This window comes from Moorena sp. SIO3I8 (assembly GCF_010692325.1).
Classification (GTDB): Bacteria; Cyanobacteriota; Cyanobacteriia; order Cyanobacteriales; family Coleofasciculaceae; genus Moorena.
In genome coordinates this window covers 1-22,046 of the sequence record NZ_JAAHHW010000108.1, presented here as the reverse complement: position 1 = coordinate 22,046, position 22,046 = coordinate 1, and the positions used below count along the sequence as shown (strand labels likewise).

Annotated in this window: 20 protein-coding genes; 9 read left to right on the top strand and 11 right to left on the bottom strand. The window is 44.0% G+C overall.

Annotated elements, in window-relative coordinates:
• Positions 1-210: 210 nt before the first annotated feature.
• Positions 211-3,156 (top strand): S8 family serine peptidase, encoded by a 2,946-nt coding sequence (locus tag F6K51_RS28255; protein ID WP_293026380.1) that lies wholly within the window; start codon positions 211-213, stop codon positions 3,154-3,156.
• A gap of 105 nt (positions 3,157-3,261) precedes the next feature.
• Here F6K51_RS28255 and fdhD read toward each other — a convergent pair whose 3' ends face one another.
• Both fdhD and F6K51_RS28245 read right to left on the bottom strand, forming a co-directional pair.
• A complete protein-coding gene (gene fdhD, locus F6K51_RS28250) occupies positions 3,262-4,110 on the bottom strand; it encodes a formate dehydrogenase accessory sulfurtransferase FdhD (RefSeq protein ID WP_293026379.1) in 849 nt (282 codons plus the stop codon).
• Positions 4,094-4,216: a hypothetical protein gene (locus F6K51_RS28245; RefSeq protein ID WP_293026377.1), complete on the bottom strand. Its 123-nt coding sequence runs from the start codon at positions 4,214-4,216 to the stop codon at positions 4,094-4,096. The genes fdhD and F6K51_RS28245 overlap by 17 nt, the downstream gene beginning before the upstream one ends.
• Positions 4,217-4,646: 430 nt before the next feature.
• Here F6K51_RS28245 and F6K51_RS28240 point away from each other — a divergent pair, with 430 nt between their 5' ends.
• On the top strand, positions 4,647-6,893 hold the full coding sequence (locus tag F6K51_RS28240; RefSeq protein ID WP_293026375.1) for an FdhF/YdeP family oxidoreductase: 2,247 nt from the start codon (positions 4,647-4,649) through the stop codon (positions 6,891-6,893).
• A 189-nt stretch (positions 6,894-7,082) separates the two neighbouring features.
• On the top strand, positions 7,083-7,232 hold the full coding sequence (locus tag F6K51_RS28235) for a hypothetical protein (RefSeq protein WP_293026373.1): 150 nt from the start codon (positions 7,083-7,085) through the stop codon (positions 7,230-7,232).
• 16 nt (positions 7,233-7,248) lie between these two features.
• Here the strand turns inward: F6K51_RS28235 and F6K51_RS28230 are convergent, their stop codons facing one another.
• Positions 7,249-7,542: a hypothetical protein gene (locus F6K51_RS28230; protein ID WP_293026371.1), complete on the bottom strand. Its 294-nt coding sequence runs from the start codon at positions 7,540-7,542 to the stop codon at positions 7,249-7,251.
• A gap of 263 nt (positions 7,543-7,805) precedes the next feature.
• Between F6K51_RS28230 and F6K51_RS28225 the strand changes: the two genes are divergently transcribed.
• The 3 genes from F6K51_RS28225 to F6K51_RS28215 all read left to right on the top strand — a co-directional run bounded on the left by F6K51_RS28225 (position 7,806) and on the right by F6K51_RS28215 (position 9,456).
• Positions 7,806-7,973 carry a hypothetical protein gene (locus F6K51_RS28225; RefSeq protein ID WP_293026369.1) on the top strand — a complete coding sequence of 56 codons (168 nt, stop codon included), beginning with the start codon at positions 7,806-7,808 and terminating at the stop codon, positions 7,971-7,973.
• Positions 7,974-8,199: 226 nt separating this feature from the next.
• Entirely contained in the window at positions 8,200-8,358 is a 159-nt protein-coding gene (locus F6K51_RS28220) for a DUF2256 domain-containing protein (RefSeq protein WP_075904077.1), read from the top strand.
• A gap of 141 nt (positions 8,359-8,499) precedes the next feature.
• Positions 8,500-9,456 (top strand): isoaspartyl peptidase/L-asparaginase, encoded by a 957-nt coding sequence (locus F6K51_RS28215; protein ID WP_293026367.1) that lies wholly within the window; start codon positions 8,500-8,502, stop codon positions 9,454-9,456.
• A 287-nt stretch (positions 9,457-9,743) separates the two neighbouring features.
• Here F6K51_RS28215 and F6K51_RS28210 read toward each other — a convergent pair whose 3' ends face one another.
• The 4 genes from F6K51_RS28210 to F6K51_RS28195 form a co-directional block, all read right to left on the bottom strand.
• Complete coding sequence (locus tag F6K51_RS28210; protein WP_293026365.1) at positions 9,744-13,019, bottom strand: HEAT repeat domain-containing protein; 3,276 nt, start codon at positions 13,017-13,019, stop codon at positions 9,744-9,746.
• A 156-nt stretch (positions 13,020-13,175) separates the two neighbouring features.
• Positions 13,176-14,546 carry a bifunctional UDP-N-acetylglucosamine diphosphorylase/glucosamine-1-phosphate N-acetyltransferase GlmU gene (gene glmU, locus F6K51_RS28205; protein ID WP_293026363.1) on the bottom strand — a complete coding sequence of 457 codons (1,371 nt, stop codon included), beginning with the start codon at positions 14,544-14,546 and terminating at the stop codon, positions 13,176-13,178.
• Between the two features lie 295 nt (positions 14,547-14,841).
• The gene (locus F6K51_RS28200; RefSeq protein WP_293026361.1) at positions 14,842-15,045 is read right to left on the bottom strand and encodes a hypothetical protein; all 204 of its coding nucleotides are present in this window, start codon (positions 15,043-15,045) and stop codon (positions 14,842-14,844) included.
• 300 nt (positions 15,046-15,345) lie between these two features.
• On the bottom strand, positions 15,346-16,383 hold the full coding sequence (locus F6K51_RS28195) for an MnmC family methyltransferase (protein WP_293026359.1): 1,038 nt from the start codon (positions 16,381-16,383) through the stop codon (positions 15,346-15,348).
• A 72-nt stretch (positions 16,384-16,455) separates the two neighbouring features.
• Between F6K51_RS28195 and F6K51_RS28190 the strand changes: the two genes are divergently transcribed.
• A complete protein-coding gene (locus F6K51_RS28190) occupies positions 16,456-17,553 on the top strand; it encodes a tocopherol cyclase family protein (RefSeq protein WP_293026357.1) in 1,098 nt (365 codons plus the stop codon).
• A gap of 125 nt (positions 17,554-17,678) precedes the next feature.
• Here the strand turns inward: F6K51_RS28190 and F6K51_RS28185 are convergent, their stop codons facing one another.
• Positions 17,679-18,020, bottom strand: a complete 342-nt coding sequence (locus F6K51_RS28185) for a hypothetical protein (RefSeq protein WP_293026355.1) — start codon at positions 18,018-18,020, stop codon at positions 17,679-17,681.
• A gap of 549 nt (positions 18,021-18,569) precedes the next feature.
• Between F6K51_RS28185 and F6K51_RS28180 the strand changes: the two genes are divergently transcribed.
• Entirely contained in the window at positions 18,570-18,704 is a 135-nt protein-coding gene (locus F6K51_RS28180) for a hypothetical protein (protein ID WP_293026353.1), read from the top strand.
• Positions 18,705-18,931: 227 nt separating this feature from the next.
• Here the strand turns inward: F6K51_RS28180 and F6K51_RS28175 are convergent, their stop codons facing one another.
• The 3 genes from F6K51_RS28175 to F6K51_RS28165 all read right to left on the bottom strand — a co-directional run bounded on the left by F6K51_RS28175 (position 18,932) and on the right by F6K51_RS28165 (position 20,905).
• Positions 18,932-20,086 (bottom strand): DUF819 family protein, encoded by a 1,155-nt coding sequence (locus tag F6K51_RS28175; protein WP_293026351.1) that lies wholly within the window; start codon positions 20,084-20,086, stop codon positions 18,932-18,934.
• 5 nt (positions 20,087-20,091) lie between these two features.
• Positions 20,092-20,361, bottom strand: a complete 270-nt coding sequence (locus tag F6K51_RS28170; RefSeq protein ID WP_293026349.1) for a UPF0175 family protein — start codon at positions 20,359-20,361, stop codon at positions 20,092-20,094.
• Positions 20,362-20,722: 361 nt separating this feature from the next.
• Positions 20,723-20,905 carry a hypothetical protein gene (locus F6K51_RS28165; RefSeq protein ID WP_293026347.1) on the bottom strand — a complete coding sequence of 61 codons (183 nt, stop codon included), beginning with the start codon at positions 20,903-20,905 and terminating at the stop codon, positions 20,723-20,725.
• A 62-nt stretch (positions 20,906-20,967) separates the two neighbouring features.
• Here F6K51_RS28165 and F6K51_RS28160 point away from each other — a divergent pair, with 62 nt between their 5' ends.
• Entirely contained in the window at positions 20,968-21,936 is a 969-nt protein-coding gene (locus F6K51_RS28160) for a transposase (protein ID WP_293026345.1), read from the top strand.
• The last annotated feature ends 110 nt before the right edge of the window (positions 21,937-22,046 follow it).

Here is a 22,046-nt window from a genome sequence, read left to right as displayed (position 1 = left end):
CAGCCCAGGTGGGGTCGCAATTTGGCTCGAAGTTGGTTAATCTGTTCCATGAGGGTTTGTGGTCTTTGTGGTAATTTCCATCAAACCCTCTCCCTGGCACTTTTTGCAACTTTTGTCCTGTACTGAGATCCTAAATATCTGATTGGTAATTTGGGTTGAGATTGTAATCAGTCAAACCATTATTATCGAATGCTTGGTTCTGTTGGCAAATTGTCACGATTAGTAGGTGGATGGCAGCCACCTACTAATAATAATGTGCAGGATGCTAACAGTAATCAACGGGATTTTAGAGGACTGCTGAGACTAGTAGCCATTTCACCAGTGGCTACTGTTACAAACCAACACATCATAAAGGGGCATTTTAGCATGTTTGATATCAAATATGCAAGTTTTAACGATCTCGATAAGTCGTTGCACTTTGGGGAGACTGAGGTACACAAAGCTTTGGGAAGTCACTCCAAAACTTATAAAGCCGCTGATCTTGTTGTTAGTGTTTCTACTACTGAATTAGCAACCCCTGGAGAAGAACTATCTCCGATTGAGGTCAGGGTCAAAAACATTGGTGATAGCCTTGCCCAAGGTACTGAAAGTGGAGGGGCATATGGCTACTTTGTAGACCTTATCCTCTCCAGCGATACAGAAGTGCCAAAAGGCTTTGCTACTTTTTCCCCAAACTTCAGTGAAGACGTTCTGCTACTAGGAGGACGGCTCAGTAACACTCCAGATCTAAAGCCTGGAGAAGAGTTTGTTTTTACGACTAGTGGAGGGATCCCTAATGATACCCCCGTTGGTGATTACTTTATTGCTGCTCAAATTGATCCAGGGCAAAAAGTTGTCGAATCCAATGAGAGAAATAACACTGCTTTTGAGCCTATCAAAATTAGACTCGCTCCTGTAATAGACTTAGCAACAGATTTGGGTTTAGTGGATGATCCTATCGATGTTGGCAATGGGATATTTTTCTTAGGAGAGGGCATCCACCCGGATGATTTGGATATTGACAAGCCAAACAACGTCGATGCTGCTAATACAACAAATACCGATCAACTTTGGGATGGTGGTAGCCTGGGACTGAATCTTGATGGTTCTGGCTTGACGGTTGGTATTTGGGAGGCAACGGAACAAAACAGTAATAGTTGGAGAATCCGGAATACCCACCAGGAACTGAATGGGCGCGTGACAATTGTTGATAGGGGCACAGGTTTCAGTAACCATGCTACCCATGTTGCAGGAACCATTGGAGCAACTGGCATCAACAATCAAGCTCGTGGCATGGCAAATCAGATTGACCTACGTAGCTATAGCAGTAATAACGACACCACAGAAATGGCTAGGGATGCTTCTATAATTGTCGCATCAAATCATTCCTATAATCGAATTGCTGGTTGGGAGATAGCAACTCGAACAACAGTAAATGCTGGTGTTGTCAATAACACAAACACTTGGCTTGAAGATTATAGTGTCAGCTCAACTGAAGATATTAATTTTGGCAAATATGGCACCGATGCTCAAGCTTTAGATCAAGTTATTTTCAATAATCCCAATCTCTTGAGCGTCTGGGCTGCTGGAAATGATCGCAATGATGCATTACCTGATACGCAGACTAATTATGTAACATTCTTTGGCTCAAATCCCAACATCATGAGCTTTAACTGGACTTTACCAGGTTGGTATCTGGTATCTACAAACATCGTGCCGCCTCCTAGAAATGATGGCAATGGAGGCACAGGCTATGACTCCCTTCCTGTTGCTGCTGTTGCTAAGAACACCCTTGTAGTTGGCGCGGTTAATGACATTACCACTGACAGTAGCGATGTGACCATAACAGGCTTCTCTTCGTGGGGACCAACAGATGATGGGCGCATTAAACCGGATGTTGTAGCTAATGGTGATTCTCTCCGGTCCTCAGGAGCCGCCGGGGATGCACATTACTATAACAGTTCCGGTACATCGATGGCAGCACCTAATGTGACAGGTACAGCAGTACTCCTAATTGAGCATTACAACAACCTTTTTAACGCTATGCCTCGGAGTGCTACAACCAAGGGGTTATTAATTCATACCGCAACTGATGCTGGTAATGTTGGACCCGACTATACATTTGGTTGGGGTCTAGTGAATGCAGCGGAAGCTGCCAATTTCCTGACCAACATTGATGAAAATAATCCTACAGTTCAGTTTAGGGAAACTGACTATGTGGGCACTGAGCAAACAATCGATGTTGTCTCTGATGGAACTGAACCATTGAAAGCAACCATTGTGTGGACTGATCCAGCACCTGATACTGTTCCGGGGGCTGGGTTAGATGTGAACACACCTGTGCTTGTAAATGACCTTGATATATGGATTACAGGACCCGACGGAACTCATCTGCCCTGGACTCTAAATCCTGCTAACCCAGGAAGTTCAGCAGTTCGCACAGTAGCTAATCATCTCGATAATGTGGAACAGGTACTTATTGATACGCCTGTTGCTGGAGGGTACAAAATTCATATCGGTCACACAGGCAATTCCTTCAATCAAGAGTATTCACTATTTGTTAGTGGTTTAGCATCAAGCTCGACTATTGTCGCAACCCCCAACGACGATAACCTAACCCTCACCCCAAACAACGACACCATCAATCTGTTGACCGGTCAAGATATTGGCAAAGGTCTAGCAGGTGATGATTTTATTGACGGTGGCGGCGGTGACGATAAGTTATTTGGAGACGAGGGTAATGACACCCTGTTAGGCGGCAGTGGTCAGGATGAACTGTACGGTGGTAGCGGTGATGACAGCCTTGAGGGCGGTGATGGTGACGATAACTTATTTGGAGAGGCTGGCAATGACACCCTCTTAGGCGGTCAAGGTCAAGATAAACTCTTTGGCGGTAGCGGTGACGACCTCCTCAAGGGTGGTCAAGGAGATAACATCCTGACTGGTGGCGCTGGAGAAGATACCTTTGTCTTGTCCACAGCAGGCAAGAACACTATTGTTGACTTTGAAGATGGTGTAGATTTGTTGAAATTAGATGGAGATCTAACCTTTGGGTCACTTTCTATCTTTGAACAAAATGGTGACACCTGGATCACAACTCAAAATAATCAACCGTTAGCTTTCTTGACTGATGTGGACGTCAATCTGATTACGGCTGAGGATTTTGTTGTTGTGTAATCTAGCTTAGAGGAGCAATCAGGGTGCATCTCATTAAAGCTGTTTGACCCGGTGGGTGGAACGGGCATCTTGCCCGTTACAATTTTCGGGCTGAATGCTGACATATCAACCATGATCAAAAAAACTGCAAATACGCTCTTTCCCAGAGTAAACATTAAACCGTTTTCCCCGCAGAAATCCCACTAGAGTAATCCCAAACTCTCTGGCTAGGGTTACCGCTAGACTGCTGGGAGCAGATACTGCGCAAACAATTGGAACCCTAGCCATGAGACATTTCTGTAGAATCTCAAAACTAGAGCGCCCACTTACCATGACAATGCGATCGCTTAAGGGCAGTTGATTAGTTAATAACGCTGAACCCACCAATTTATCCACAGCATTGTGACGTCCTACATCCTCTTGTAAACAGAGTAACTCTCCTTGGGAATTAAACAACCCAGCAGCATGGATTCCCCCAGTTGTGGAAAACACTGATTGAGCTGAACGCAGCTGTTCCGAGAGGCTGTAAATCACTTCAGTGCTGACTTCCATAGCATCAGACATCACTGGACACCCTCGCAACCGTAGTGCCTCAAGACTAGCTTTTCCACAAATTCCACAGGCGCTGGTGGTAAAAAAGTGGCGTTCCAGGGGCTGCAAATCTGGAGTCAGTTCCTCCCTCAGAGCCACATTCACAATATTATAGCGCTGCTCACCATCTCGATTAGAATCCACACAGTAGCTAATCCGTTGAATATCATCCCGATGCTTGACAATTCCTTCACTGTAGAGGAACCCTGCTGCTAGTTCAAAATCTGCCCCTGGGGTGCGCATCGTCACCGCAACGGTTTTCTGGGGAGAGGTCAGGCGAATTTCCAAGGGTTCCTCTGTTGCCAGTTGATCTAAACGCGATCGCACTTGGCTGTTTTCCACTACCCAGACTTGGGATTTAGTTTTGCTACGGTGCTGATTCATACTTGATGTAGTTTTCAATTGGTTGAGGTACTTTAGTCTTGGGTTTTAGGGAGTAGGGAGTAGGGAGTAGGGAGTAGGGAGTAGGGAGTAGGGAGTAGAACTGCATCGTTATGCCCTATTCTTTAACATTAAAAATTTAGCTCACCTATTTTATAAAAACTATAGATTTATATAACTTTTTATGGTATTCCTAAACTAAGCGATCGCTCTGCTATCAACAAACACAAAAATTCCTAGCAACCAACCCTTTAAACCTCAGTTTTATTGACACCAATAAACCGTTATATTACCTCCAACATTTCATCATCAGCATTAACTGAAATTAAGTAATTTATTAGATAGTAATCCGTAGAGTAATTGTGATAATTTTTGTTCCCTGTTCCCTGTTCTCTATTCCCTATTCCCTATTCCCTATTCCCTGCTCCCTGCTACCAGCTCCCTAAAATCCAGAAATTGTTTACCTCATAGCTATGATAATTGCTATAAGTTTATGGTAACGTAATCAAGTACCCAGATTTTAACGTTACTCCAAACTCATGCTGCGTCAACCCAAAAAAGGCTGGACTCCTTCCCACTGGGCAAACTGGAAACCATTCGGTATTGGTGAACAATACCCGAACAATTATTGGGAAGTCTTTAGAGCAGCTTGGGAAAACCGAGACCAGTTATCCTATGCTTGGGATATCTTAAATCACGGAGTGTGCGACGGTTGCGCCCTTGGCACTACTGGTATGAAAGACTGGACTCTTGATGGTGTCCATGTCTGTAATGTCAGGCTGCGGATGTTGCGGATGAATACCATGGCAGCATTTGACCCCGAAATTTTAGCAGATGTCTCCCAGCTTCAGAGGAAAAAAAGTATCCAACTGCGGGATTTGGGACGGCTTCCTTACCCCATGATGCGGCAACGAGGGCAGAAAGGATTCCGTCGAATTAGCTGGGATAAAGCACTGGAATTAATCAGTGATTCCCTACGGAATAGTTTCCCTTCACCCATTGATAGCAGCACTAACCGATTCAGCGTTTATCTAACCAGTAGAGGTACAGTAAATGAAACCTACTACGCTGCCCAAAAAGCAGTGCGGGCGATCGGGACTAATAATATAGATAATGCTGCTCGCATCTGCCATTCTCCCAGTACTGCTGGACTTAAAGCGGGATTAGGGGTAGCAGCTACTACTTGTTCTTATAAAGATTGGATTGGTACAGATTTATTAGTATTTATTGGCTCTAACGTTGCCAACAATCAGCCAGTTACAGTTAAGTATCTCCACTGGGCTAAGAAGGCTGGTACCAAAATCGTGGTAATTAACACTTACCAAGAACCAGGTATGGAACGCTATTGGGTGCCTTCGATTCCCGAAAGTGCTTTATTTGGTACTAAATTTGCCGAAGACTTCTTTTTAATCAACATGGGTGGGGATATGGCATTCCTCAATGGCACCCTCAAGGAAATGATTGCTAACCATTGGGTAGACTTATCCTTCATCAAAAATCATACGACTAATTTTGAGCAATTAAAAGCAACCCTAGCTAACCAATCCTGGGAAGAACTAGAACAGCTTTCCGGTACTTCCCGTGAACAGATGTACGCCTTTGCCAAGATGCTAGCTGAAGCTGATAAAGCTGTGTTTGTCTGGAGCATGGGTATTACCCAACATCAGTGTGGCGAAGATAATGTGCGAGCCATCATTAACCTAGCCTTAGCCAAAGGGTTTGTTGGTCGAGAAGGCTGTGGGTTAATGCCGATTCGGGGCCATTCTGGGGTGCAAGGAGGAGCAGAAATGGGATGCTATGCCACGGTTTTTCCTGGTGGTAAGCCCATTACTCCAGAAAATGCGGCCAAGCTCAACCAACAATGGCAGTTTGAGGTCCCCACCACCAAAGGATTAACAGCAGCGGAAATGATTGATGCTGCCCATTCAGGGGAGTTGGATATAGTATTTTCCGTCGGAGGCAATTTCCTGGAGGTGTTGCCAGAACCAGATTATATCAAAGAGGCACTACAGCGAATCCCTCTGAGAGTCCATATGGATATTGTCCTCTCCAGTCAAATGTTAGTAGAACCTGGGGAAACCGTAGTCTTGTTACCAGCCACGACTCGTTACGAAATCCCAGGGGGAGTCACTGAAACCAGTACCGAGAGACGGGTGATTTTCAGTCCAGAAATTCCTGGCCCTCGGATTGGGGAAGCCCGTCCGGAGTGGGAAGTGTTTATGGAACTAGCACGGCGAGTGCGTCCGGATTTGGCAGATAAATTATACTTTGATAGCACAGCCGCCATTCGGGCAGAAATTGCCCAGGTTATCCCCCAGTATGCTGGTATCCAACATCTGAAGGAAGCTGGTGATCAGTTCCAGTATGGCGGTTCCCATCTCTGCTTTGGCTGGAATTTCCCCACACCGGATGGGTTAGCCCATTTTTCCCCCTTATCTCCACCCAAGTTAGAGCTGCCAGAAGGTCATTTCTTGGTAGCCACCAGGCGAGGTAAACAATTTAACAGCATGGTGCAAGAACAGAAAGATGCCATTACTGGGGCAAGGCGAAAGGCGGTGCTGATGAGTCGGGTGGATGCTAAAAAACTGAGATTAAACCATGGCGATGCCGTAATCCTGAGGAATCAACAGGGTCAATTCCAAGGAAACATCCATATCGCACCGATTACACCAGGAAATTTACAGGTACATTGGCCTGAGGGAAATGTGCTATTGGATAAAGGTAAGCGATCGCCTGAAGTGGATATTCCAGACTACAATGCTTTGGTTCGACTGGAGAAGATTTAAGGAGATAGTATCGAGGTAAGCATACAGCCGTCAGCTGTCAGCCGTCAGCTGAATGCTTAGTAATTAGTAATTGGTAAGTTACAAGTTACCAAGTTGCAAGTTATCAAGTTACAAGTTATCAAGTTACAAGTTTCACGTTACAAGTTTCACGTTATCAAGTTTCACTTGATCAAGTTTCACGTTACAAGTTTGAATAGGGATCCGTGTAGGAATTGTAATAATTGTTGTTCCCTACTCCCTACTCCCTACTCCCTGTTCCCTACTCCCTACTCCCTACTCCCTACTCCCTACTCCCTACTCCCTAATCCCTACTCCCTGTTACCTTTGCTATATAAGTAGTCAACCGGAAATGATATTAGTCAGCAACATATCGCCATCCTTGAGGTTCATATTCCCGTTGAATTCGCACCATCCAGCTACCTTTAGGAAGCTCAATTGGCTGATGCTCTTCGTGAGTTAAAGTTGCTGTTTCTGACAGAACTTGTAGATAAAGAATGCCATTTTTTTCGTATAACTGAGCAACACCATCACTGATGCGATGGGAATGTCCAGTTACCTCTCCTTCTGCTAGGGTTAAGTGAGGTAACTGTTGTCCATTGATTTGCTCTACAGGAAGTAAAATAACGTCCCCTTGTCGAATAGGTTGCATAGGTTCTTTGATTAGTTGTTAGTTTGATGAGTTGTTAGTTTGATTAATTGTTAGTTTGATTAATTGTTATCTAGTTATCGATTAGTTGGGAAAGGTCATATATCATATCGGGATAATTACCCTTAATAAAAATCTCCCCCATCTCCCTATCTCCCTATCTCCCCAGACTTCCCACCCTCCCCTCGCTCTCTAGAAAGATGGGTATTCAACCTGACTTGATAATAAGGGTTCTTCTTCCCTTTACTATAGCATTTATCCTAGTAATGATGTACAGTCAATTGGCTTATGCCTACTCCCTATTGCCTACTCCCTATTGCCTAAAACCTAGGACAAAGTACTTGATAAGTATGAAAAATTATAGGTTTTATAAACGAGTTGTGAAAATTCCGAAACCCAAAATCCTTGTGAGTACGGGTATCCTGCCCCCGTGAAATTTCACAACCTATTTAGAATTGCTATAGACAATCAAAACTCAAAAGTTGTTAATTAACAATAAACAATTAACGATTAACAATTAACGATTAACAATAAACAATTAACCGCTATATAATTAACCGCTATATAATTATTAAATTTTGTGATTTTTTTTTATTAAACTTGATCTAAATTAATAATTTGTTACAATTTTAGGTATTTATAGTCTATATTAGAACTAATATGACACGCCAGCAATTGAAATCGAACCTGCCAACAAAAATTTGCCCTGTTTGTCAACGTTCCTTTACATGGCGCAAAAAATGGCAAGATTGTTGGGAGGAAGTCAAATATTGCTCAGAGCGCTGTCGCAGACGGAAATCTGGCGTGAAGCAGAGATGAGGTATCAAGGATAACCAGGGCTAGTTCCAAAGGTTTCGTCAGTGAACTTTTTGTGTTTTGTATATTTTCATACTTGACACACCAGACTCTCATAATTCACACTATGTGTTCTAATCCTTAATATTTTCTTCAGTATTGTGTATGTTTATGAAGACGGTGTGTCCCAAAGTCATTATCCACGGTGGTGCTGGTAGTTCTATAAAAGGCAAAGGAGGGGCTGATGCGATTCGCAAGTCCCTCCACTCAATTATTGAGGAGATTTATGCCTTGTTAGCGAACGGTAGTAGTGCGACTGATGCTGTGGTCCGAGGCTGCCAACTCTTAGAAGATGACCCGCGCTTTAATGCTGGAACCGGTTCGGTGTTGCAATCAGATGGGCAAATCCGGATGAGTGCGTCCCTGATGGAAGGTCAATCTCAGCGCTTCAGCGGTGTGATTAATGTGTCGCGAGTGCAGCATCCGATTCAGCTGGCAGAAGCGTTGCAAGGCTCCGATGACCGCGTGCTGTCGGACTATGGAGCTGCAGAATTGTTACGAGACCTGCAACTCCCGGTTTACAATCCTATGACGAAGCTGCGGTTACAAGAGTGGCTTCAAGAAAGGCAGGCCAATTTTAGCCATAAGATGGCGGGAGTGATTGCTGAGGACGAATTGGTGACCAGCTCTGAAGCTCGAAGGGGAACCATTGGTGTGGTTGTACTAGATAGCCTGGGTCATCTGGCAGCAGGGACCTCTACTGGTGGTAAGGGTTTTGAACGGATTGGTCGCGTCAGTGACTCGGCGATGCCAGCAGGAAATTACGCTACTGCTGATGCAGCAGTGAGCTGTACCGGTATCGGGGAAGACATTATGGAAGAGTGTCTAGCAACAAGGATTGTGGTGCGAGTCACTGATGGTTTATCCCTGGTGAATGCCATGGAGCGTTCATTTAAGGAAGCTCGGAAGAATCAGCGAGATTTTGCAGCTATCGCTCTAGATGCTAATGGTGCGATCGCATGGGGCAAAACTAGCGAAGTTCTGCTAGCGGCTTATCATACTGGCGAAAAGATTGTGGATACGTTGAATATGACTAAGGATGTGGAATTTTTGTCGATTTAAGTCGATTTAAATGTATCTGAACAATTACGCATACAGGATGCTGAAATCTTGATAGTCATTAGTAATGGCTTTTCGGTACCTGTTAGACTAAGCTGTTAACTTTAGTGGCCTCAAACTGCTATTGTGTATAGCTTTGATATTTTGATAATTGATTTTTTATACTAAATAGTATCTCAATGGCTAAAAGCGTTGCCTAGCAATACTTTGAGCCATTTTTTATGAGAATTAGCCTTGTGGTCAACCCCTCAGCTCCTACTCCCTACTCCCTACTCCCTACTCCCTACTCCCTACTCCCTACTCCCTTGTGGGATTTCCAAATTCCATAGAGCATCAATCCCACTACCCACATAGTCTGAGGCTTGGTGCAGCTCAATCCATTGTGCAAGAGCACTAGACACATAACTAGATGGTTTACCTAACTCAGCTAAGGTCTCAGCTGCTGAGGCCCGTACACCAGACTCTTCATCTTTGAGGCACCCCAGCAAAGCAGTGATCACAACTTGAGAAGAATTACCCAACTGGCTTAAGGCATTAATAGCGGCACAACGTACATCAGAATCTTCATCTTCTAGCTGTGGTAGTAGGGCACTGATGACTGTTTCAGAAAGGTTCCCAAACTGACCATTACCTAACTGACCTAAAGCAGTAGTAGCGGCACAACGGAGATCAGAATCTTTATCCTTGAGGGATGTGATTAAAGCACTGACTACGGTTTCACTACGCTGCTCTAATTTACCCAAGACCGAAGCACTCAAGCAACGAACACGAGAATTTTGATCGTTTAGCCTGGTCAATAACGCACTCACAACGGTTTTACCACGCTGCTTCAATTTGCCCAATGCCCAGATACTGGAGTAACGAACACGAGAATTTTTATCGTTTAACCGCATCAACAAGCTATTCACGACTGGCTCAGAAACCTGAGCTAATTCACCTAATGCTAAAGCTGCTTCAGAACGAACCGTAGCATCGTCATCTTTTAGCCAGCTCAGCAATGTATTTACTAAGCTTTCTGAAGTATTGTCTAATCTGACAATAGCGCTTAGTGATAAGTTCTGAATATTTTTTGGAAGACTAGTGTGATGGAGAGTAGTCAGATAATAGTCAGGAGAGTCTAATTTATTTAAACTATCACTAGTTAATCTATCACTAGTTAATATCTCACTGGCCTGGTGACGCACGGTATTATTATTATCTTCTAGCCCTGCCAAAAAGGTTTTGAGGAATGTCGGGTTTTGCCCTAATTGGTTTTGCCCTAATTGGTTTTGCCCTAATTCCACTTGGCTTTCCTGGGATTGTGTATCTTTCTGAGAGTTTGCTCTATCTTTCAATAGTTGTAAAAGGTCAAGTTTAATCTCAGTCTGATTCAAGTCGGAAAGGGTTTGAAAGACTTGCTGATGAATTTGGTAACCAACGCGCCGTGAATCACTGGCTGCTAGGGTAACCAATGCTGCTAAAATTTCTTGCAGTAGGGAATTATCTGCTATCTTCAAGGGTTGAGGATTTTCGCTAATGCAAGTGGCAGCAAATAATAAATCCCGATGTAACCAAGACTCATACTGACTGTCGTGATTCAAAATTTCCTGAATTGCTTTAGCGGCTTTTTTGGGCTTAAGCTGAGCAATTAGTAGGAGCAACACGTCTTGCCAGTGGGAGTCATGGAGATAGTCTTGGATATGATTCAGGATAATCTCAAAATTACCTTCATTATCGGCTTGATAGTTAATTTCTTGAGCACACAGATAGTCTTGAAATATTTTATGGATAAAGGCGTAACCATCCAGCCCTTGTTGTGTTAAAATTCCAGTGCGATGCTCCTTTGGAGCCGCTACGCGATGCTCGGTACGAGCCGCTACGCGAACGCTAATTAAATTAACCAACCGTTTTGCCTCTGCCTTGGCCTCGTATAACTGAATCTGTTTCAGGCTTTGAATTTCTCTACCAAACCAAGCCATCAGTTCATCTCGGTTAATTACTATCTTACCTTTTTTATCTTTATCTTTTTTACTATTCTGGGTATGCATCCAATAGCCTAAACGTTCCATCAATCGTCTGCAATCATTCAATCCCAGATATTTCAGCTTCTGATTATTACTAATGTCTGGTTTAGTAACGTCTGGTTTATTATCCCAGGAGGTTAATAACAGGTCTACTGCCTGGTCATAAAGCTGATAGCGCTCCAAAGGCAATCGGAAATGATAGCGGTGAATTAAAGTAATAATCGTCAACAATAGGGGGTTTCGTGCCAGGTTTCTAATCTGCTGATGCTCAGATAGTAAGTTGCTCAGGCTTTCTTTAAGTCGTTGTGATTCTGCGTTGTCTTGAATTTTACTATAGTACCAGCGCTGAATAAATTCCTCTATTTTACTGTCATCAAATAACTGAAGTTGATAGTGATAAAAATCTTGGTTCCAGAAAAACTCCCAGGGGATATTTGAGTTAAGGTAACGGTCGTTATCGGAGGTAATAATTACCCAATTATTAGGAAATTGCTGGATAAAATCCTTAATTTGCCCTACGACTTCCTCACCTTTGGCTGGTTCTGTAACTTGATCAAGCCCATCGAGCAAAATCAATGTTCGTCCATCTTCCAGCCAATGTTCAAAGAAACCTTTAGGCAGGGATTTCAGCAATAGGTTTTTTTCAGCAAACTGCCGTGCATACTCTAGAATACTGATATCTGAATACTCAGCCCAATCCCGGATATCAATTAAAATCGGCAGCCAGTCAAGATCTGCCGCTAACCCAATTGCTTCTGGTTGCTTCTGGGCTAACATGACAGCAACATAATTCATTAAGGTGGTTTTACCTGAACCAGGCGCACCCAGTAACATGACGTTTCGGGATTTAGCAGAGGTAACCTGCCAGGTTTTTACGGCTGATAAATATTGGGCAAGAGTTTTTTTAACCGTTTGCATGGGCAATGGTTGCCATTGCTTACCGGGTAATGCTACCTGAGGGTGAAAAACCCGCGACTCTACCGGTCGCTGACTACTGGGAGGATGTAACACTTCTACCTCAGGCATGACAAAAATTTGGTCAAGCTTAAGGGCATGGTTTCCATGGTGGGTCGCTACCAACATCCCAGCAAACTTAACATTATCAATCCTGTGGGAAATTTGCCGGAAATAGTTTTCCTTAGTTAGTTGAAATTGTAAATAACTGCGGGTTTTATCACTATAAGTCTTGACAAAGGTTTCCATCCAGGGAAGGATAAAACTATCTTGTGGTTGAGTGGGGGCATGGTTTAAGGCTACCTGCTTAAATTTTTCCACAAGTAAAGAGGTTAATGGTGCTTTGTTCTCCTGTTGGAGGGGTTTGTGTAATTCCTCATGTACTTCTTTATGTTGGAAAAAGTCTTCCAGAAAAAACGCGATCGCATCAGGAGCGGAGTAATAGAAAAGGCGCTGCTCTGGTGCCAATGGTTCTTCTCGCACTAGGGCAGCTTTTAGTGCTTCCTCTAGTGCTTTTTGGATATCGGCAGGGGTTAGCCTAGTTTGAATTTTCCCCCCTAAAATAGGGGCAACAGAGTTAGCAACAACAGAAGCAATTTCCCAGGTCATAGGGCTAGATTAATTTCTATCAATAAATATTATCGCAGTGATTAGTCATAAGCTTCCTGGGTCTGACTTCTGTTCCCCCTATTGCCCCTCTTGAAACACCCAATTTGGTAATTCACCTAACAACCTGATCAAATCACAGCCATCCTTTATCCTGGCTCAGCTGTTGGAATCTTCTGTGGTCTTTAATCGCCAACCGGGTTTAACGACCTGATTTCTACTACGAGCAATCACCAAGCTATCGTTTGGCACATCCTTGGTAAGCACAGAACCAGCGGCCACAGTGACATCTTCTCCTAAGGTGAGTGGTGCCACCAGAACACTATTCGAGCCAGTCTTAGTGCGATCGCCTATCTGGGTTTTATGCTTTTTAACACCATCGTAATTGGCAGTAATCGTACCTGCGCCAATATTCACTCGGGACCCTAGGGTAGCATCTCCTAAATAAGATAGATGAGAGGCATTAGTGCGATCGCCTATCTGAGTATTTTTCAGTTCCACAAAATTCCCAATACGGCAGGATTCTCCTACTTGGGCATGACCCCGAAGATGGGAATACGGACCAATACGGGTGCCATCTTGAACCACAGAATCACTTACCACTGAATATAGCACGGTCACCTTCTCACCCACCTGGCTATTTTCAATCAGACTCCCTGGACCAATCCTGCTACCAGCACCAATCACAGTCTTACCCCGCAAATGAGTTTGAGGCTCAATGATGACATCAGGTTGCAATTGGACAGTGTCATCAATCGTGATACTGTTTGGGTTAATTAATGTCACCCCTGCCTTCATCCAGCCATCCTTAACCCGCTCTTGCAAAATCTGCTCAGCCATGGCCAGCTGTTTACGGTCATTAATCCCGAGAATTTCGTGGTAATCTTCCACATCCACTGCCATGACTGGATTAACCATGGTAACCGTATCCGTTAGGTAATACTCATTTTGGTCATTATCCGCAGAGAGTTTTGGTAAGACCAAAGCCAATTGAGACCAGTTGAAGCAATAGACACCAGCATTGATGCGGTTATTTTGCTTTTGAGCATCAGTGCAATCCCGGTGTTCCACAATCTGTTGCAGCTGATTGTTACTATCACAGAAAACCCGTCCATAACCGGTGGGATTGGGCACATGGGCAGTTAGGATCGTAGCGCCATTGTTATGGGCTTGATGGCTTTCTAATAGTTGTTTAATGGTGTCGGGACGCAACAATGGAACATCACCATTTAAGACCAGTAAGTCTCCGGTATCGTCTGCCAAGTGGGGCAACAGTTGCTGGACGGCATGACCAGTACCCAATTGCTCTTTCTGTTCAACGAATTCTACATTCGTGTAGGCGCTCAGACTTTCTTTTACCCGTTCACTCTGATAGCCACAAATCACTATCACTCTGGAGGGGTTAATAGAAACACAACTGTTGAGCACTCGCTCCACTAGAGTTTGTGAACCCAAACGGTGACAGACTTTGGGCAGGTCAGATTTCATGCGAGTTCCGCGTCCTGCCGCTAGAATTGCTACTGCAACCATAGATTAGCTTTTTGCTTCCATCTTTGCATCCCTATCATACTAAGACTTGACCTCAGTTCAATGTCATAAATTTGCAGTTTTGTTAAAGATGCACGAGAGAGAATTAAGAATTCAGGAGAAGCATGATTACTATATTGGGAGAATAAATAGTGTTATTCCCTATTTAATTTGATTAATTGCTAATTAAGTCAATAATTACCGTATTATGACTATAAAATGGGAATCGGGAATCGGGAATCGGGAATCGGGAATCGGGAATCGGGAATCGGGACTCCATCCGTTAAAACCGTCTTGACTATTGCCTATTGCCTATTGCCTGGCGTTGCGTCAGTCTTTGAATGAATATTCGTAGAGTGGGCATCCTGCCCGCGCGAAAATAAGCATGAAACTGGCAAGATGCCAGTTCTACACAAGATGCCAGTTCCACACAAGATGCCCATTCCAGGAAACTGGCAAGATGCCAGTTCCACACAAGATGCCCATTCCAAGAAACTGGCAAGATGCCAGTTCCACACAAGATGCCCATTCCAGGAAACTGGCAAGATGCCAGTTCTACACAAGATGCCAGTTCCACACAAGATGCCCATTCCAGGAAACTGGCAAGATGCCAGTTCTACACAAGATGCCAGTTCCACACAAGATGCCCATTCCACCTCACTCTTAAAATCATTCAATTATTAAGCAACACGTTTGGCCTTTTGCTACTCCCTACTCCCTACTCCCTACTCCCTACTCCCTACTCCCTACTCCCTACTCCCTACTCCCTACTCCCTGTTCCCTATTCCCTATTCCCTGTTCCCTATTCCCTTTGCTCTCTCAACCAACGCTTTTTCCAATGGGAAGTTGCTTCAAGTAAAGAGTTTTGCTGCTCTAGGCGGCGTCGGTGTAGAATGTCTGAGGCTGAGTCTGATAAATTCGGGTCTCGGTAAGGTACAGCGGCACGAGTTTGCAAATGTTCTTGCTCTCGGATTGATAAGCTAGGTAAATCAGCTTCAGTAAAGCTAGCGACAGTACCGGGTTGCCGATTTCCCACTTCAATGGTAGAGCCAATAGTAAACCCAGCTGTGATCAGGGCAATTCTAACTGCTGCGGCACAAGAGTAGGTTGCTAGTCTACCGGTGTCTGAGCAACATTGGGCTAAGTGTTGAATAAATTCGAGAGTCCATAATTGGGGACAGTTGGGTGGGGAAAAGGGGTCAAGAAAGATAGCATCGGCTTGGAAGTATGCTTGTTGCACCTGTTGGATAGTCTTTCTGGCATCACCGAGATAGAGTTGAGCTTGCAATTGCTGGGTTTCAACTAGTCCAGTAGTTGCCAGAGCCTCTAATAGTTGGGGGATAGGATTGGCAAAGTGATTCAGCCAACCCTGAGCGATCGCAGCTTGTGGTACGGTAGAGTCTAATTCTAGGGCAACTAGTTGGACATGGCAGTGGGGATTGTGTGTCCAAATTTCCGCTAGGGCAGCAGCGCTGTTGTAACCTAGACCATAACAGATATCTAATAACCGTAGCACTGGCTGTTGGGCTTTTTCCGCTAGTTGGCAGGGTTTGACAAACTTCAGCTGGGCTTCTTCTATGGCACCTTGTCGGCTGTGATAGGATTCACCAATTTCTGAACAAAAGAAGGTGAATGAGCCATCAGCAGTGATTTCCGGTGTGAATACCTTTTTATCGGGCATTAGGGAGTAGGGAGTAGGGAGTAGGGAGTAGGGAGTAGGGAGTAGGGAGTAGGGAGTAGGGGTAAGAGGGAACAGGGAACAGGGAACAGGGAACAGTTCATGTAGGGTGGGCAGTGCATTAGACCGATTCACCAAGTTTGCTATAGGGTTAGTAGGCACTGCCCACCATCGAAGTTGATCCTTGAATTTATAATATTTAATGGCAAAATCCCCCAACCAAAACCCTAGTCTATGGCAGATCAAATACAAACACCCCACAGCGGATATCACTGGGACGGTAAGAGCGATCGCTTTTTTGAAGGTTGGTACTATCGGGTGACGTTACCCAGTTGTGGTCAGACCTTTGCGTTTATGTATTCCATTGAAGACCCCATCGGTGGTCAACCCTCTAGTGGTGGTTCAGCCCAAATTCTAGGCCCTGATGATCAGTATCTGTGTCGTACCTTCCCCCATCTGGAACAGTTTTGGGGGTCATCGGAATCCTTAGGTCTAGGACATTGGGGTAAAACGAAATTACAAATAACTCCTCAATACCTTGACCCGGATAAATTTGAGTATCAAATCAAAGAAGGATATCAGGCTACAGCTACCTTGAATCAAGGGTTTATTCGGGACCCAGCCAGCGGACGCTATTGTGATTGGCGCTATGAAATTAAACCGATTTATGGCTGGGGAGATCAGGGAAAACCCCAGCAATCAACCGCTGGCTGGCTTTCGTTTTTACAGATATTTGAACCAGGATGGCAAATCTTGATGGCCCACGGTTTAGCCACTGGCTGGATTGATTGGAATGGTAAGCTCTATGATTTTACCAATGTCCCGGCCTATGGGGAAAAAAATTGGGGTCGTGCTTTTCCTAAGAAGTGGTTTTGGCTCAATTGCAACAGTTTTAGCGATCAACCAGACCTGGCTCTGACTGCTGGTGGTGGTAGACGGGAAGTAATGGGGTTGGCAGAAGCAGCTGCTTTGATTGGCATTCACTACGAAGGTAAATTTTATGAATTCGTGCCGTGGAATTCAGAAGTAAGCTGGCAGATCCAGCCTTGGGGAAATTGGCAGATGCAAGGACGCAATGGTGAGTATGAAGTAGAGTTAACTGGTACAACGGACTATCCTGGTACACCTCTACGAGCTCCGACGGAACAGGGGTTAGATTTCATTTGCCGGGATACTATGCAAGGTCACCTGAGGTTGGAACTTAAACAACGACGTGGGGATAACGTTGAACCGATTTTGATAGCTGAAAGTAAGTTATGTGGATTAGAAGTTGGTGGTATTCCTTGGGAGAAACCCTGGAATTCTTCTGCTAAATTTCCTTGGGTTTTGTGATATACCGCTGCGGGCAAGGCAAGAGGCATGCATGCTAAAGTTTACTACCACAGCTTTTCAGATTTTATCTTCATTGGCTTTTATGTTATTAAACAGGAATTCTTGAGAAGAACTAGACAGCTTGATTAGTCATCAGACTTATATTTTATCTTCATAACATAATTTGTTTTACCTTTGCTTCCGAATGTCACATCGACACCTTTTATACCATCTACATTAATTCCCAAAGCAACATCACGGCTCATCTGAATCTCCATTTCATCAACGTTTTGCTTGCGCCCCTCCTCAATGACTGACCTTATGATTGCACTATCATCTTGAGAAAGATTACCTGGTGATTTCACTAGATCTACTACATATCTAATAAGTGCCCATTCAATTTTATAAGTGAAAAATATATCGATAAAGGTTTCCCATGTAAATTTAAATTCAAGCTTCTTTGTTTTATCGTTATAAACTAGTGTCATAGCATCATTTAGTTTTTAACAATACCTTCGCCAATCTAGGATATGAAAAATTGCAATTAGTCAACAGGGCTTTGGTAGGATACTTGGTATTACCCCTAATACAGTATCTCAAAAGCCCATTTTTGAGCGATTTACACCGATTGAGTATCAATCTTAACCATTTGTACAGCCTCACAGTAAATTACTTAATGCTTATCAGCCTTAGTAATAATATAGCGGTTTTCAATTCGGTGAGGTAGACAATTTTGGGATTTTAGGGAACAGGGAACTTCGCAATTGGGAACTTCGGAATTGGTAAAAAATCCTGTCTAAATCATAAGTATGGAAAACGCTATATAAGAGATTGACAGGGAGCATGTCACTTATGCAGAGCATTTGTACTAAAGCTATAGCCCCCTCATGGGTTTTAGCTTGCTCTAATACTAGATAGTTCATCAACTTTGACCTGCTCCCGATTGAAACTCCTCAAGGCTATAAGCCGGGGGAGTTTCAAAATACTACAGTTTGAAGTGCAGAAGGTGGGCGGAAACATTGGCAAAACATAGGGAAATGCGATGCTCCTTGGCCTTTGGGCCACGCTACGCGAATGGAGCCGCTACGCGATCGCAAAAACCAAAATCCCCAGAAACGTCACCCCAGATACCATTGTTCAAGATCAAAAAAAAAACCCCAGCGGGTAGCTGAGGGATTAGTCAGGGTGCATCTACTATTTCTGAATCCTTCATCGGTCTACCTATATCCGGAAATATTTCCAAAACCTAGGAAAATGCGATATAGCGTTTTTCATAGCTATGAGGTAAACAGTATTTTTTCCCACTTCCGACTTCCCTGCTCCCTGCTCCCTGCTCCGAAGCTCCCTGCTCCCTAAAATCCACCGGCGTAAGTACCTCACCCAATTTCAAAATACTATATCAACCCAAAGAGCGCAGAAAATTACCTAATCCTACACCAATAAACGTAGCAACAGCATAACCGAGAGTACCGCAAAGAATAGCAGGAGTAACAAGTTTATCCCACTGCCGTGCTGTCGCCATAGCCGCTGCTGTAGTTGGCCCACCCATATTAGCATTCGATGCAATTACTAATTCAGCTAAATCCAAACCTAGCAATCGCCCAACTCCCAGTAGCACTAGCAAATGGATAGCGAGAATTAATCCAGCAAAGATAAACAGAACTGATCCGACTCGTAGCACTATTTCCACATTAGCGCTGGCTCCAATTACAGCAAAAAATACCTGCATCAGCAGATAGCCAATTTTTTCTGCTGCGGTTATCCTACCTAAATAACTTGGGAATACTGTCGCTAGCATCACAATTAAAACCGTTACCACCAGAATTCCCCCTTTGTTGAAGCCCAACCAGCTAGCGAGACCATAACCTACAGCACAAGTGGTCATACTAATGGCTAATGCCAAAGTGATATCGATAACAGAGAGTCCTTGTCGAGACTGGGAATCAAAGACACTAAACTGGCTAGAATTAGTATTCTCATGGGAACGTTGGTTAGGGAAAATTCCCCGTAGCCACTTCATTGAAGGTAAAGCAAACAACAGTAAAAAGTACAAGGTCATAACTAAATTATCTGCTGCTACCCCGGCACTGAGTAAATCTCCTGCTCGTAACCCAGTGCTTTCAGCGGTTGCCGCAAAATTAACAGAACCACCAATATAAGTAGCACAAAAAATTGCTGCCAACTTCCAACCTTCTTCTCCTAAAGGAATGAGATAGTAAGCCACTACTGTTCCTAGGATTGTTCCCACTGCACCAATGACATAGGCAATTAAGGTAGACCCAGCCTCCCACACAATCCGAAACAAGTCAGCTTGGAATAGTAGCAAAGGAATCGCTAAAGGAACTAAGTAAGACCAGACCACCCCATAGGTGGGAGCATCCGGTGGGATAATCCTAAGATTAGATAGGATGAAGGTTACTAAAATGGTGACAACAGCCCCAGATAGTTTAGCTCCCCAAGGAGTACGTTCTGCCCACAATCCAATTGTTGCTGCTGACAGCAGCACAGCCCATAAAGCGAAATCTTGATCAGGATTTATTAGAGAGGTTGCCATTTTGCTTATCTAAAAGCTTTTGAAAATAGATTGTCAAGGATTTTGCGATCTTCGTCTAGGTCAGCTTCGGTGTAGGGAAGGTAAGCTTTTTCCTCCTTGAGGAATTGGTAGGTTTCCCAGCGAGAAGAGAAGTTAAGGATTCTGCGGACTTGGGCAGCGCCAAGCTGACCTTGACGATAGTGATCAGCCACGATCAATTCAAGGATTCTGCGGGAGAGGTCACCTACTTGGAGTTGACTAGCGATTTCATCGGGGAGTTGGATGGTAATTTCCATAGGGGTGATCCGAGTCTGTCCATAGATGCAGTGTAACTCCAAAGTTAGGGAGCAGGGAGCAGGGAGTAGGGAGTAGGGAAGAGAGAATAGGGAACTTCAGATCAGGAAAAAAATCCTGTGTACCTTATAGCTATGAGAACCGCTATATAAATAGGTTATCGAATAGGGGAGTTTGTTCGCGTAGCGTGGCCAAAGGCCAGGGGAAAAGAATACCCCGTCCTCTTAGGTCTTAAAGTTACCGTAAGGAGAGTGGAGCCTTAATCAATAAGTTTTAACCTTTTTATGCATAGCCTGCCAACCATAAAGGCTCCACTCTCCTAAGGTTTCGTCTCCAGGGATGAATTTTCCCTTCAAATACCGATCACTCAGGTAGCACACCAGTCTTTCCCAAAAATTCCAGATACTCCGATAGACTTAACTCCGAAGAAGCTGCTAGGTATTTCAATCCATTCCAAGCCGTTTGTGTGGCCTTGATGCTATGGGTTGTTTTAGGTTCGTCATAAAGTCGGGGTCTTCCTACTTTTTTTGATTTTTGTTTAGGCATCCTCTTGTCAATATAATTTCGGAAATATATAATTAAGATAGCACGGATGGAGAGGTCGAGCCATGCAGCTTGGATACGTCTATAAACTAAGACCCAATCATCAGCAACAAGCCACAATGAACCGATGGCTAGATATGCTGTTAGCTCAGTACAATTACTTATTGAGAGACAGAAATGAGTCTTATGATCAAGTTAGATCTCCAAGACTAGGTAATTACTGTGATTTTAAAAGTAAGGGAGAAGCGTGTCCATTGACCTGTTCCGTGAACAAGTCACATTCTATCGGATATCCTTGGAAAAAAAGTCAAAAGAACCCTCGTAGGAATGCTTACGAAGCTCAGAGCTCAAGTCTCCCAACTCTCAAAAAAGAGCGACCTTGGTACAAAACTATCAATTCAACTGTCTTGCAACAGACGTTAAGGCAGTTAGATGTGGCTTTTTCAAAGTTTTTCAAAGGAGAGACAGAACACCCTAAACCTAAGAGACGTTCGCGATTTAGAAGCTTCAAATATGCTCCAGGACAGGTAAAGCTGGATGGCAATCAAATCTATCTACCAGGGATAGGATGGATGCGTTTCCACAAGTCTCGCCCTATCCCTGATGGATTTACAGTGAAGTCCGTAACCGTTCGTCGAAAAGCACGGGGATGGTTTGTAAGTCTCCAGATTGAGGACAAATCGGTACCAGATCCATCTGTAAAAACTAAAGGCGAAATTGATGCATCTCGTGTCAAAGGTTGCGACCTGGGTATTAAAAAGCTCGTTAGTATTTCTAATGGAGAGATAATCAGCAATCCAGCTAACGACAAAAAATCAAAACGTCAAGCGAGACGTCTGAGATTAAGGCAAAGATCTGCGAGTAGGAAAAAGAAAGGCTCAAAAAACCGCAAAAAATCCTTCTCTAGAGTGGCTTCATTGCATGATCGAATCACTGATAAACGTCGTGCATATCACTGGGAAACTGCTAAAACCCTAACAAATGAAGCCGATGCCCTGATATTTGAGGACTTGAATATGTGCGGCTCGTTCTAGCTAGGAGCCTCCCGTAGTAGGGAGGGGTATAAGCTAGGGGCGCGAGGAATAAACCTCAAACCTAACTGTCTGATTGGATGGTGGTGCAAACCCAACCCCATGAGAAGATA

What these genes read in the sequence shown, in the direction of transcription:
- F6K51_RS28220 (WP_075904077.1), top strand. Translation starts at nt 8,200, where the DNA reads ATGACACGCCAGCAATTGAAATCGAACCTGCCAACAAAAATTTGCCCT.
- F6K51_RS28190 (WP_293026357.1), top strand. Translation starts at nt 16,456, where the DNA reads ATGGCAGATCAAATACAAACACCCCACAGCGGATATCACTGGGACGGT.
- fdhD (WP_293026379.1), bottom strand. Translation starts at nt 4,110, where the DNA reads ATGAATCAGCACCGTAGCAAAACTAAATCCCAAGTCTGGGTAGTGGAA.
- F6K51_RS28175 (WP_293026351.1), bottom strand. Translation starts at nt 20,086, where the DNA reads ATGGCAACCTCTCTAATAAATCCTGATCAAGATTTCGCTTTATGGGCT.
- F6K51_RS28165 (WP_293026347.1), bottom strand. Translation starts at nt 20,905, where the DNA reads ATGCCTAAACAAAAATCAAAAAAAGTAGGAAGACCCCGACTTTATGAC.
- F6K51_RS28170 (WP_293026349.1), bottom strand. Translation starts at nt 20,361, where the DNA reads ATGGAAATTACCATCCAACTCCCCGATGAAATCGCTAGTCAACTCCAA.
- F6K51_RS28240 (WP_293026375.1), top strand. Translation starts at nt 4,647, where the DNA reads ATGCTGCGTCAACCCAAAAAAGGCTGGACTCCTTCCCACTGGGCAAAC.
- F6K51_RS28160 (WP_293026345.1), top strand. Translation starts at nt 20,968, where the DNA reads ATGCAGCTTGGATACGTCTATAAACTAAGACCCAATCATCAGCAACAA.
- F6K51_RS28180 (WP_293026353.1), top strand. Translation starts at nt 18,570, where the DNA reads ATGCGATGCTCCTTGGCCTTTGGGCCACGCTACGCGAATGGAGCCGCT.
- F6K51_RS28210 (WP_293026365.1), bottom strand. Translation starts at nt 13,019, where the DNA reads ATGACCTGGGAAATTGCTTCTGTTGTTGCTAACTCTGTTGCCCCTATT.
- F6K51_RS28225 (WP_293026369.1), top strand. Translation starts at nt 7,806, where the DNA reads ATGATGTACAGTCAATTGGCTTATGCCTACTCCCTATTGCCTACTCCC.
- F6K51_RS28230 (WP_293026371.1), bottom strand. Translation starts at nt 7,542, where the DNA reads ATGCAACCTATTCGACAAGGGGACGTTATTTTACTTCCTGTAGAGCAA.
- glmU (WP_293026363.1), bottom strand. Translation starts at nt 14,546, where the DNA reads ATGGTTGCAGTAGCAATTCTAGCGGCAGGACGCGGAACTCGCATGAAA.
- F6K51_RS28245 (WP_293026377.1), bottom strand. Translation starts at nt 4,216, where the DNA reads ATGCAGTTCTACTCCCTACTCCCTACTCCCTACTCCCTACTCCCTACT.
- F6K51_RS28185 (WP_293026355.1), bottom strand. Translation starts at nt 18,020, where the DNA reads ATGACACTAGTTTATAACGATAAAACAAAGAAGCTTGAATTTAAATTT.
- F6K51_RS28215 (WP_293026367.1), top strand. Translation starts at nt 8,500, where the DNA reads ATGTTTATGAAGACGGTGTGTCCCAAAGTCATTATCCACGGTGGTGCT.